This is a genomic window from Clostridium intestinale, from assembly GCF_035905475.1.
In the GTDB taxonomy this organism is placed as follows: Bacteria; Bacillota; Clostridia; order Clostridiales; family Clostridiaceae; genus Clostridium_T; species Clostridium_T intestinale.
Window position 1 is genome coordinate 3,435,608 of the sequence record NZ_CP121166.1, and the last position, 13,011, is coordinate 3,448,618.

The following is a 13,011-nucleotide window of genomic DNA, read 5'->3' on the forward strand; positions in this document are numbered from 1 at the left end:
TTAATGGAAATGTAAAGAGTAGAGTTAAACGGAGTCCCACTGTTAAAAGGGAAGTAGTATCGGTAATAGATTTATTAACCTGTACTATATTAAGTGTGTATTTTTATATACAAATCAAGGTGGTACCGCGGAGATATAATCCTTCGTCCTTATTATTAAATAATTAGGACAAGGGATTTTTTATTTTATTATAAAGGAGATTTTGATATGAAATTAAATGGGGCACAAATAACTATCAAACTTTTAGAATTACATGGTATAAAAACCATAGCAGGAATTCCCGGAGGAGCAAATCTTCCTCTATATGATGCTTTATATGACAGTAATATTACGCATATACTCGCAAGACATGAGCAAGGAGCTGCATTTATAGCTCAGGGCATGACACGATCTACAGGAGAAGTTGCTGTGTGTTTTGCTACTTCTGGACCAGGGGCTACTAATTTATTAACTGCTATAGCAGATGCAAAGCTAGACTCTATACCAATAATTGCAATAACAGGTCAGGTTCCTTATTCTGCTATAGGAACTGATTCATTTCAAGAGGTTGATACCTATGGTTTAACTATTCCTATAACCAAACACAATTTTCTTATAAGATCTATTGATGAACTATTTTCTATAATACCAGAGGCCTTCAGACTTGCTAAGGATGGAAGACCAGGGCCTATAGTTATTGATATACCTAAAAATATTCAAACTCAGGTAATAGAATTTGACTATTTTCCTGATTTAGAAGTTAAAATAGCAGATGACAAAGCTACTACCCATGGTGTTACAGAAGCAGTTGATTTAATTCAAGCTTCTAAAAAACCTATTTTATATATAGGAGGAGGTATTGCTAATTCAAATTCTTGCTCTGAAATATATGAGCTTTCAAAGAAAAACTCAATACCTGTTACCACAACGCTTATGGCCTTAGGGTGTTTTCCTTGTGATGATCCTCTTTATCTTGGAATGCTTGGAATGCACGGAGCTAGATACACCAATATGTTGTTAAATCAAGCCGACTTAATAATAGCCTTAGGTGTAAGATTTGATGATAGAGCTGTTGGTAATGTAACTAAATTCTGTCCTAACGCTAAAATAATTCACATCGATATTGATGAATCAGAAATAAATAAATTGAAACAAGCTGATTTATCTTTAGTAGGAGATATAAATTCTTTCATAAAGGCTTTAACTACTGTTATACCTAATAATTCAAGAGAAGAGTGGTTAAATACCATTGAAGATTTTAAACTTAAGTTTCCACTAGTATTACCAAAAAAAGAAGATATATTTCATCCCATGAATATAATAAAATATGTTTCATCAGTAGTAGCTAAAGAGGCTATAATATCCACTGATGTAGGTCAACATCAGATGTGGGTAGCTCAAACTTATCCTTTTAACAAACCAAACACCTTGCTTACTTCTGGTGGGTTAGGTACCATGGGGTTTGGGTTACCAGCTGCTATAGGTGCTGCTTTAGCTAATGATGACAAAGAAGTTATCTGCTTCTCTGGAGACGGCTCAATACTTATGAATATTCAGGAGTTAGCTACCTTAAAAGACTTAAATCTAAATGTTAAAATAATAATCCTTAATAATGGAAGATTAGGTTTAGTAAAACAACAGCAACAACTTTTTTATAAAGAACATTATATTGCCTCTAAATTTATATCTAATCCTGATTTTACTTTAATATCTAAGGGGTTTGGAATAAATTCTTGTGACTTAAGTAAAGAAGATAACCCTAGGGGTAAACTCAAAGAAGTATTGTTAGAAACAGGTCCTTATTTAATAAATATACCAATTGACCCAACTTCAAATGTATATCCTATGGTTCCACCAGGAGAATCAATTGACAAAATGGTTGGAGGTGAAAATTATGCACAATAATAATAATGATAATAATGATATTGAATCCCTACACAATAATAATAATCACATTGTTATAGAATTGTTAGTTAATAATCATCCTGGAGTTATGTCTCATATAACTGGCTTATTTTCAAGACGTGCATTTAACCTAGAAGGAATATTGTGTGGCTCTATTGGTGATGGTTCTAAGAGCAAGATGTATCTATTAGTGAAAAATGATACATTTTTAGAACAGATAATTAAGCAGGTAAGAAAACTTCATGATGTATTAGATATTGAGGTTTATGAAGACTATGATGAGAGTATTTTTAGAAATCCTGAAAGATTTTTAAATATTGAGTGAAAATATTAAAGTTTCAACTAGGTAGCTAGGCCATATTTTTCAATGGCTAGCCACCTTTTTTTATATTTCGACACACACGTACCTTTAAGATTAAACTATTGATAATATTCTTGTAATTTGATAATATGATAAAGTTGTTCGATATTTTTATAAAGGAGATCTTAAAAAATGTTAGAAACTTATTTCAAATTTAAAGAAAATAAAACAAATTTTAAAACTGAAGTATTAGCTGGAATAACTACTTTTATGACTATGGCATATATATTAGTTGTTAATCCAGGCGTATTGTCACAAGCTGGTATGGATTTTGGCGCTGTATTTACAGCTACTGCTATATCCTCAATTATTGCAACTTTACTAATAGGTGTTTATGCAAAATTACCATTTGCTGCTGCTCCAGGTATGGGACTTAATGCTTTTATAGCCTTTACAGTAGTAAAAACTATGGGATACTCATGGCAATTTGCTATGACTGCAGTATTTATCGAAGGTATTATTTTTATATTATTAACTGTTTTTAATATTCGTGAAGCTATAATAACTAGTCTTCCTTTAAATATCAAGAAAGCAATTTCTGTTGGTATAGGTCTATTTATAGCACTATTAGGTTTAAGTAATTCCAATATAATTGCTCACGTAGATGGTGGCACAATAGTAACCCTTGGTAACTTAAAAGATCCATCTGTTCAATTAGCTATTTTAGGAATTGTTATAACTGGAATATTAGTTGCTAGAAATGTTAAAGGCGCTTTATTGATAGGTATCCTTGCTACAACAATAATAGGAATACCTATGGGAATTACAAAAATCCCAACATCTTTTATAAGTATGCCTCCATCACTAGCACCAACTTTCTTGCAATTTGAATGGACTCACGTATTTAGTTTTGATATGGTAATTGTGTTATTCACATTATTATTTATGGATATGTTTGATACTATAGGAACACTCGTTGGTGTTGCTACTAAAGCAAATATGCTAGATGAAAAAGGAAATGTTCCAAGAGCAAAACAAGCCCTACTTGCAGATGCTATAGGTACTACAATAGGTGGATGTTTAGGTACTAGTGCTTTAACAGCTTATGTTGAAAGTGCTTCAGGAGTTTCAGAAGGTGGTAGAACAGGGCTTACTGCTGTATCAACAGCATTTATGTTCATCATTGCACTATTTTTATCACCATTATTTTTAATGATTCCATCTCCAGCAACTGCACCTGCTTTAGTTCTTGTAGGATTATTTATGCTTGAACCTATAAAGGAAATAGAGTTAGCTGAATTTTCAGAGGCAATCCCTGCTTTTATAACTATAATCATGATTCCTATGACTTACAGCATAGCAGATGGTATAGCTTTTGGTATGATATCTTATGTAGTCATAAAATTATTTACAGGCAAACATAAAGATTTACATATAGCTACATGTATAATAGCGATGTTGTTTTTAGTAAAATTTGTTATTTAATAAAAGAAGCCATATTCTTTATGGCTTCTTTCATATTTTTAACCTGCACTTTCCTCAAAGTATATGTTAGAAAACTCAACATTCATTGTCTCTACCAATCTATTCTCCATTAAATTTCCAACGTCTACATTTTGTTCTTCCGTTTGTATATCAGGAAGTGAAACAATAAACCTACTGCCTTCCCCTTCTTTACTTATTACATTTATATCTCCACCTAATGCATTAACTAATAACTTAACTAGGCACAGTCCTATTCCTGTCCCCTCAGAATTTCTCGTAAGCTTATTATCTGCTTGACCAAACCTATCAAAAATTATCTTTTGTTTGTCCTTCGCTATACCTACGCCTTCATCTCTAACTTCTAAAACAATCCTATCTTTTTTTTGATATATTTTTATATATATTTGTTTACCAGATTCAGTAAACTTAATGGCATTCGATAATAAATTTAGAAGTATTCTTTCATATTTTTCGTCATCGAGAGCTATTATTTTTTCATTAAAATCTGATGAAAAAGATAGTTTTATATCCTTTTTCTCCGCAAATAAATTTACAGACTCAGAAATAACTTTAGTAACTGAAACGATATCTAGATTTGTTCTATTGAGTTTAAGATAGCCAGAATCAGCTTTAGTTATATCTAAAAGGTTATTAACTAATCTTAATTGCTGCAAAGCTGACTTATTTATCTTGTTTATATATTTAATAGAAGTGGGTGTTAACTCATTTTTACATATAGCTTTTATCAACTGAATTGCTGAGGTTATTACCGTAAGTGGAGTTCTAAACTCATGGGATATAAAAGAAAAGAAATCCTTCTGCATAATTAATATCTTCTCTAACTCCTTTTTCTTAGCTATCTCTGGGGTAACGTCTACTAATACCAATATTATCTCTTCTATTTCGCCCTCTTCATTAAGTATAGGATTATATATAATATTCTCATAGTAAGTTTTATTCCCTTTAACTATTTCACTATTTTTAATAAACACTGCTTTTCCTGTGTCTTTTATATCATCTATTAATAGCAGATGTTCTTTTAGTATCTCCTCTGGAGTTATTCCAGTCTTAACTAAATACTCTGATGCTGTTTTATTATATCCTATTACCTCATAGTATGGATAAGATATTCTCCATATAGGTAACTGAAGATTATCAATCAAATTCAGGAAATTATCTCTTTGTTGTTTTAATTTCTCTTCGTAATATATACTATCTGAATACTCTCCTGATTCGCTTATTGATTTAAAATTATTATAAAACTCTTTTGCTTTCTTATTTAAAAAAGTAATATTATTATTGCTATCTAAAAAAACTAACCCTTTCGAAACGTCTTTAATAATATCTGTTAATCTATTTAACTTATCTTTATCGGCTTTATCTTCGTTACTGTTTATTTCCTTAAAAAAATAAATAATTTCATTCTTAGGCAACTCAATTTTACTAATTTCAATTTGTTTTAACTCGTTATTTTTACTTGTTAATTTAACCTCATTGCAACCATATTCTTCATAAATCTCTAACATTTCAGCTACTCTCTCTATACTGTTCCCAATTAATTCATCCATATTATAGCCAGTTAATTTTTCGAAAGAACCATTACATCCGATTATATTATTATGGTAAGTAATCAAATATGGAGAATTTGTATTGCTAGCCTTTAAAATACCATTCAAAATAAACATCTCCTATCTCATAAATTGTTCTATATATGTTTTTCATTCAACTTGCTTAAGATAAAAATGCTTTATCCTTAATTAAAACAAATTTGATTTTATCAAAAACCAATAACAGCTATTTAGTAAAAAATTGTATTAAATAAATCAACTATTCTAATATTACCATAATTATCATATTAATTTAATTATATCCTTAAATTAATTTAAGAAATATAAAAACTGCTTTAAAATAGCTCTTATATCTATTTTAAAGCAGTTTATTGTAATAGTTTTAACCTTTAATGTCATATCCAGTATTTTCTATACATATTTTTATTTGTTGTCTAGTTGCAGGTTCATTAAACTCTACTTCTACTGTACCTCTATTAATATCTACTTCAACTTCTTGAACTCCAGTTATTTTATCTAAAGAATTACGAAGCTTAGTTCTGCTCTCAGAGTTTACAAGTCCTGAAACATCATAGTGAACTTTTTTCATAACTATTCTCCTTTCTATAATACTGATATCTATAGTATTATAGAAAAAACTTCTTTTATCCTAGTATATTATTGTTAACTTTTTCTTTTTCTAGTTTATATAATTTTAAAAATGCTAAACTTGATATAAATAATACTACTCCACTTAATGTCCATCCAATTGATATTGAATATTGTCTCGAAATATATCCTATACCTATAGAACCTACCATTCCTCCAAACTTCATAAATAGTGATTCTAAAGATAATAGCGTTGCTCTATTGTCACTTTTGACTTCATTATTAAAGAGCGTATAATAAGGAGATTCTGACATTCCATTCACTGAATAAAGAACCAAATAACCTATGGCAAATCCTATAATATTATTTTGAAATGCCAAAATTATAAATAATATTCCTAAAATACTTCTTAGTATTATAAGAAGCTTTGCTAGATTGTTATCTACAAGTTTACATATATGACTGGATGCATAGCTTCCTAAAGCTCCCGCTAGAAAATATCCGCTACTTAAAACCCCTAATATTAAGTCACCACTCTCTAAACCTACAATAGTTTTTACCTTCGGTTGCCAAAAAGCTTCTAGTCCTGAAAAACCTATTCCCCAGGCAACGGCGGTTAGTAATAGTAAAAATATATATTTATTTTTCACGCCCTCCTTTACTGAGTTTTTTAATATAATAGGAAATGTTTTAAAGCTTTTTAAAATATCTTGTTTTCTATTTTCATATTCATTTTCTTTTATTAATACTATTGTGAGTAGTATATGGATTAGTAGTAGTAATATTTGAACAATAAAATTCCCTGCGTATATACTTAACCCCCATTTTGTATTGACTATACTACCTAAAGTCATAGGTAATATTCCTCCAACGATAGAACTTAGAGCTAAAAATATAAAGGTGAAGATTTGAACTATAGATAATGCCTTTTGTAGATTTTCATCAGGATATTTTTCTTTAAATTCATCTACAAACCAAGCATCTATTGTCCCTGAAGACAATGCCTGAACAACTCCATTAATTGCGGCAACTAAAGCTAACAACGCAAATCCGCTTACAAACATAAATAGAAAACCACATATTAGTGAAGCTGTCATTGCTATCATATATACACGTTTCCTACCTATAGCATCTGACATAGCTCCCGAAGGCAGTTCCATTATGATTACCATAGCAGATTGAATAGAGATTAATAGTCCTACTTCTAAAAAATCCAGACCTTTATCTAAAAGAATCATTGTAATTACTGGTATAGTTAATCCCATTATGAGCCAATGGAAAACTCTATTAACAATATAAATTTTAATAAGTTTATTGTTTTTCATCTTAATTATTTCCCCCTTTGTTTTGATGTTTTTATTATATAATGTAGCCTTAACACCATATCAATAGGGTATTTTTTAAGTTTATAAACAAAAAAAGTGCAAACCATTGGGTCTACACTATCTTTTTCCATGAAATATATAGAAGTAAACTTTTTCTCCTTCTTGGAAGTAAGGTTCATATATTCCACCTTCATCAACTAAGTCAGATACAAATTCATTCCTCTTTTTATATCCAAGGCTGTTAATACTATCTTTAATGAAACTTTTACTAAAGTTTTTTCTATAGCACTCCTTAACATCACTGTTTTTATTAAAATTTTTAAATACTATATAAGAACCTATTAGTTCAGATTTCTCTTTGATATATCTCTCTAAAGAATTAAGCAAAAAATTCTCATGTTCAAAACCATAGTTGCTACTACCAGAAATATCAAATAGTACATCTATTTGATTCTCTTTAATAGGTAAATTTAAAAAATCTGAACATATAAAAACAATATTTTTCTTTTCATCTGCCTTTTCTAAAGCTGATTTTAAAAATCTATGTCTATTTATATCATGATCTACTGCTATATAAATAGATGTAGAAGGAATATGTTCATACATTCTTCTTAAAAAAAATCCTAAACCTGAACCTAATTCCAACATTGTTCTATTTTCATATGTCTCAAGGTTTATATTTTTATATAATATTTCATGACCTTTATACATATTATCTAAATAATTAGAGTTTGTGTTATTTATATAGTCAATAATTCTTGTTTGCTTAATCTCTTCAAATTCTTGTTGAATTGTATCTACTATTAATATTCCGTCGTCTATTAGATATTCTTCTCCACAATCACATTTAAGCTTTCCATTGATGACTTGGTTATTTTCTATGTTTCCATCAACTAATGAAAGATCTCCCCTACACTTTGCACAGCATAGATTAGATAGCAATTTTATATCAATACCTATCTTTCTTTTAGCCATAGTGTTTTTGCTAGATATCTCAGATATTTTTTCTTCTAGCACAGCTTTATTTTTCAAAAGTAGCTCTATTTCAGAATCAATTTCTTCATATTTATTCTCAAATATTTCTTTATAGTATTCATTTTCTTCATATTGAGTTAAACTTGCAAGCCTCTTATAGTAGAATATAGACTTAATTTCTTTTAGCTCAAAACCCATAGACTTAAATATGAGTATATCTTCTAAATCCTTTTGACAAGCTTCATCAAACTCATATTGAGTTCCATTTTTGTTAGGCAATATCAAGTCTAAGTTCATGTAATGTCTAATAGTATCTATACTTAACTTATTTATCTCTGAAAATTTCCCTATTTTCATCCTAAATCACTTCTCTATTTTTTTATTTTTTATTATTTGCTTAACCATATATATTATAAGTCTTATTATTACATATATTATAAAAATATATATAAATCCCAAAACACCTGCAACAACATCTGCAAATTCCATATTACCTCTTTTAGTAATCTTTTGTCCTATCTCAATCCCAAATACTATAACAAGTAATACTGTAAATGTATATATAAATGATATAACTGTTATACTATATTTCGCTATCCATTTAAATAGAGCATGAGTTATTGCAAATATAATTATGCCTATCACTCCTATAATTATAAAATGTAACTGTTTATCATTAAACCCCCATTTTAGTTTATCAGTTATTACTTCTAAAAAATCATGTATATTATTTACCATTTCCATTAGAAGCTTAATTATATCTGTCATTTATTCTCACTTCCATATCACACTATAATTTTTAATCTAAAGTACATTCCGTCCTAAACCTTTCAATAATTTAGCATTATAATAATTATAAAGTCTTGTCTCCATAGCGTCAATAAGAGTAATTTCTGTAACTTTTATAATATAATTTTGAAGTCTTTTGCCAATACTAATGTTATTTAAATAATAATTAGTAAAGGTGGATTTTGAAAAATGAATATATTCTCACTTCAAGAATTAATTTTCTACTTTTTTGTATACTCCTTCTTGGGTTGGACTTTAGAAAATGTGCATAGTTTGATAATTACTAGTAAGTTTTTTAAAAATAGCTTTTTAAATGGGCCTTTCAAGCCAATGTATGGATTTACCTCTGTATTTTTAATAATTTACTATTATAAGTATCATATCATGCTACTATTCTGCATATTAGCATTAATAATCCCAACAAGTATTGAGTATTTTACAGGATTCTCCTTAAAAAAACTTCTCAATAAACAATATTGGGATTATTCAGATTTTAAATTTCAATTAAATAGTTACATATGTCTTAGATTTTGTCTATATTGGATGCTCCTAAGTATTATAGGAATAATGCTCCTTCATCCAATTATTAATTATATTTATCATCTTATATATATTTTATGGGATTTTACATATTTAATATTTCTTTTTTACATATTTGTTGATTTCTACACAAGTATACTTGCATATAGAACTAATAAATAACTTATATTAATTTTTTTCATTATTAAATATGATGACATATTGAATTTACCATTTTATCATAAGGTGTGTTGATTTACCATTTTATAATATAGTGTACTGAATTTAACACTTTATAATAAGGTGTAATGATTTAACACTTTATTTCAATGTGCATATAATTTTATATAGTCATATTTATTTTGGGAGGATTTACTTTGAATTTTTCTAATCCATATCAAGTGCGTCAAGATGCTAGTGCTTATGGAACTTCTTTTCCAAGTTCTTTTCCACCCCAACATCAACCTATTCAACCTGGCATAGAGGCTTTAATGACCCCAAGACCTATATTTGATAATCCTAACTATAAAGGAAGTGGTAAGTTAAAGGATAAGGTAGCTATTATAACTGGAGGAGATAGTGGTATAGGTAGAGCCGTTTCTTTAGCATTTGCAAAGGAAGGAGCTGATATAGTTATAGTTTACCTCTATGAGCATGAAGATGCTGAAGAGACAAAAAATTTGGTAGAAGCTCAGGGAAGGCGTTGTCTTTTAATTGCTGGGGATTTAAAAAAGGAAGACTTCTGTAAAAAAATAGTCGATGATACCATCAAAACCTTTGGTAAACTAGATATTCTAGTAAATAATGCTGCAATTCAATTCTATAAACCAAATTTATTAGATATTACAGCAAAACAGCTTGAAGATACATTTAGAACAAATGTGTTTCCTCTCTTCTTCGTAACTCAAGCTGCACTACCCTATTTAAAACCAGGAAGTTCCATAATAAACACAGCCTCAGTAACCGCTTATAGAGGTAATAAGGACTTAATAGATTACTCTTCTACAAAAGGGGCTGTAGTATCTTTTACTAGAGCTTTAGCTATAAACTTAGTTTCTCAAGGTATAAGAGTAAACGGGGTTGCTCCAGGTCCTGTTTGGACTCCACTTATTCCTTCAAGTTATCCAGCTGAGGAAGTTGAGAAATTCGGTAAGGATAGTCCTATGCATAGAGCTGCTCAACCTGTAGAATTAGCACCTGCATATGTTTATCTTGCTTCTGAAGATTCTAGTTACGTTACCGGAGAAATAATTCATGTAAATGGTGGCGGTTTTGTTGCAACATAAGTAAAAAAATAAATGCTGATTTAATTTTCAGCATTTATTTTTTATATTTATTTATTTTTTAAAAGTATACTACTTACATATTCTATAGATCTTTCTACTCTTTTTTCTTCTTGTTCATTGTTTAGTGAAAATCTTACTCTTATAGGAAACTCAATATCTATTCTTCCTGTTGATTTTATTAAATCTGATGTACTTAATACCTTCATATTAGTAGCTTTTAAGTAATCTTGAATTATTTCTATAGATTCACCGCTCCATCCGTAAGAGCCAAATGCAACCCCTACTTTGCCCTCTAAATCTATATTTTTTAATTCTTTAAGAGTATCCTCTATATTTCCTATCATATCTCCATATCTTGTAGATGACCCAAGAAATATTGCATCTGCATCTTTAATAGCTTCTATAGCCTCTTCTTTAGAAACTTTACTTGTATCCATAATATCAGTAGCTATATCTAAATTTTCAAGATATTCTTTAATCTTACCAGCAAATTTTTTGGTATTTGAAGTCATTGTTGAATATAACACCAAAGCTTTTTTGCCTAGATCTGTGTTTTTACTTAAAACATCGTACATTTGTATATACTTCTTAGCATCTTTTCTTAATATATAACCATGTGAAGGAGCTATAATATCTATATCAATATCTTTTATCTTATTTATCATTTTTTGTACATAGGTTCTATGTGGATGCATTATTAATGAATAATATACTGAAAAATCTTCATCTATATCTTCTTTTGCTAGATCATTGAAATACTCATAATTAGCTATGTGAGTACTAAATATATCACATGGATATAATATCTTATCCTCTTCGCAGTAAGTTATCATAGTCTCTTCTGTATGAAGATATGGTGTTTCAAAAAATCTTAGAGTTTTTCCACCTATATCAAGTTTATCTCCATCTTTAACTATCAAGAAATTTCTTTTATGAAGCTTATACATCTCTTTTAACTCATATTCTGCTGGCTCTGTACAAACTATAGTTGCATTTTTAGCTTGAGCTGCAAGGCTACCTAATCCCCCTGAATGATCTGGCTCTGAATGATTTATTACTATATATTCTATTTCCATAGGATCAATCAAAGTCTTTAAGTTTTCCACATACTCTCTTCCAAAACTTATATCTACTGTATCTATTACTGTAGGTTTTTTAGTCTTAAGTAAGTAACTATTATAAGTTGTTCCTTTTGTTAATACTAATCTATGAAATGGAACATCCCTATCATCTACTTTTCCTATCCAGTAAGTATTTTCATTAAGTTTAATATTATTATTCATATTTAATTCCTCCATATTCATTTACTTATCTTATGAACTAATCTTATATCCTTGGAGGTTTTAAAAATATGATTCAAATCAAATTTTAAATTTTTCTTCTATAATAATCAAAAGCGACTTCAATATCAAAACCCATTTTCTTATAAAGTTCAAATGCCACCTCATTATTACTATCAACATCTATTAGTATTTCATCTACATTCTTATGTCTTAATTCTATTAATATTAGTTTTAAAACTTGTTTTCCAAGTCCACTTCCCCTATATTCAGGTAATATTCCAAATCCAAATATAGTGGCTTCTGTCTCTTCAATATATACTCCAGCTAGTCCTATACACTCCCTTTTATATATAACCTTGTATTGAATTCTATTATCAGCTTTTAAAGACTTCATTATATAACCCTTGGCTTCCTCTTCACTTTCCCCAAAGGACCTTTTGCTGATTTCTACTAATTCTTCTAAATCTTCATCTATTGCCTCTAAAATTTTTATATCGCTATGTTCTGTAGACTCTATCTCATTTAAATTTCCTACATACTCCATACTGTACTCTGTGAATTCATATTCAGCGTCTATTCCAGCCAAACTATCCTTAGCGGATTCTGGATTAAACTCTAATACAAATAATATTTCGTCTACATCATATTGTCTAAGTTCACTTTCTGCCTCTTTAAGCAGTTCCTTAAAGTAACCTTTTCCCCTATATTTAGGTAGTATATATCCTTGAATTTCTGCTTCCTCTGAAGTTGGTACAAACATGTATAAGAAACCAATGAGTGTTTTATTATCACTGTAATATAAAAAAGTATGGTTCATCTTATTATTAAAGTTCAATGAACTATCTAGATTTATATCTCTTATTATATTGTCATTTTTCTTACATACTTTCTCTATTTTTCTTATCTCCTTGATCAGTTTTTTTTCTAATATTCCTGATTTTTTTTCTATCATAACGCTTATGCTCCTAATACCCTAATACAATTCTTTTAATCCATTATCCGAATTAT

Annotated in this window: 12 protein-coding genes and 1 other annotated feature (1 of these 13 running past the window's edge); of the genes, 5 read left to right on the forward strand and 7 right to left on the reverse strand. The window is 29.1% G+C overall.

Annotated features, from left to right (window positions below; translation table 11 throughout):
- Positions 1 to 154 (forward strand) — a binding site (T-box leader); it begins 104 nt to the left of the window's first position.
- Between the two features lie 53 nt (positions 155 to 207).
- From ilvB to P8F83_RS17650, 3 genes are all read left to right on the forward strand, one after another.
- A complete protein-coding gene (ilvB, locus tag P8F83_RS17640; RefSeq protein ID WP_326512087.1) occupies positions 208 to 1,884 on the forward strand; it encodes a biosynthetic-type acetolactate synthase large subunit in 1,677 nt (558 codons plus the stop codon).
- Positions 1,874 to 2,209: an acetolactate synthase small subunit gene (gene ilvN, locus P8F83_RS17645; protein WP_326512088.1), complete on the forward strand. Its 336-nt coding sequence runs from the start codon at positions 1,874 to 1,876 to the stop codon at positions 2,207 to 2,209. Before ilvB ends, ilvN begins: the two co-directional genes overlap by 11 nt.
- Before the next feature lie 168 nt (positions 2,210 to 2,377).
- Entirely contained in the window at positions 2,378 to 3,670 is a 1,293-nt protein-coding gene (locus P8F83_RS17650) for an NCS2 family permease (protein WP_326512089.1), read from the forward strand.
- Between the two features lie 38 nt (positions 3,671 to 3,708).
- Here the strand turns inward: P8F83_RS17650 and P8F83_RS17655 are convergent, their stop codons facing one another.
- From P8F83_RS17655 to P8F83_RS17675, 5 genes are all read right to left on the reverse strand, one after another.
- Positions 3,709 to 5,346 (reverse strand): sensor histidine kinase, encoded by a 1,638-nt coding sequence (locus tag P8F83_RS17655; RefSeq protein ID WP_326512090.1) that lies wholly within the window; start codon positions 5,344 to 5,346, stop codon positions 3,709 to 3,711.
- A 274-nt stretch (positions 5,347 to 5,620) separates the two neighbouring features.
- Positions 5,621 to 5,827, reverse strand: a complete 207-nt coding sequence (locus tag P8F83_RS17660; RefSeq protein WP_021804160.1) for a heavy-metal-associated domain-containing protein — start codon at positions 5,825 to 5,827, stop codon at positions 5,621 to 5,623.
- A gap of 55 nt (positions 5,828 to 5,882) precedes the next feature.
- Positions 5,883 to 7,151, reverse strand: coding sequence for an MFS transporter (locus tag P8F83_RS17665; RefSeq protein WP_326512091.1), 1,269 nt, complete (start codon positions 7,149 to 7,151; stop codon positions 5,883 to 5,885).
- Positions 7,152 to 7,268: 117 nt separating this feature from the next.
- Complete coding sequence (locus tag P8F83_RS17670; protein WP_326512092.1) at positions 7,269 to 8,483, reverse strand: methyltransferase domain-containing protein; 1,215 nt, start codon at positions 8,481 to 8,483, stop codon at positions 7,269 to 7,271.
- A gap of 6 nt (positions 8,484 to 8,489) precedes the next feature.
- Positions 8,490 to 8,894 (reverse strand): hypothetical protein, encoded by a 405-nt coding sequence (locus P8F83_RS17675; RefSeq protein WP_315115538.1) that lies wholly within the window; start codon positions 8,892 to 8,894, stop codon positions 8,490 to 8,492.
- Between the two features lie 210 nt (positions 8,895 to 9,104).
- Between P8F83_RS17675 and P8F83_RS23585 the strand changes: the two genes are divergently transcribed.
- Both P8F83_RS23585 and P8F83_RS17680 read left to right on the forward strand, forming a co-directional pair.
- Positions 9,105 to 9,617, forward strand: a complete 513-nt coding sequence (locus P8F83_RS23585; RefSeq protein ID WP_420022597.1) for a putative ABC transporter permease — start codon at positions 9,105 to 9,107, stop codon at positions 9,615 to 9,617.
- A 194-nt stretch (positions 9,618 to 9,811) separates the two neighbouring features.
- Positions 9,812 to 10,720, forward strand: coding sequence for an SDR family oxidoreductase (locus P8F83_RS17680; RefSeq protein WP_420022598.1), 909 nt, complete (start codon positions 9,812 to 9,814; stop codon positions 10,718 to 10,720).
- Between the two features lie 47 nt (positions 10,721 to 10,767).
- Here P8F83_RS17680 and P8F83_RS17685 read toward each other — a convergent pair whose 3' ends face one another.
- Both P8F83_RS17685 and P8F83_RS17690 read right to left on the reverse strand, forming a co-directional pair.
- Positions 10,768 to 12,003: an FprA family A-type flavoprotein gene (locus P8F83_RS17685; protein WP_326512093.1), complete on the reverse strand. Its 1,236-nt coding sequence runs from the start codon at positions 12,001 to 12,003 to the stop codon at positions 10,768 to 10,770.
- 85 nt (positions 12,004 to 12,088) lie between these two features.
- Complete coding sequence (locus tag P8F83_RS17690; RefSeq protein ID WP_326512094.1) at positions 12,089 to 12,955, reverse strand: GNAT family N-acetyltransferase; 867 nt, start codon at positions 12,953 to 12,955, stop codon at positions 12,089 to 12,091.
- Positions 12,956 to 13,011: the final 56 nt, after the last annotated feature.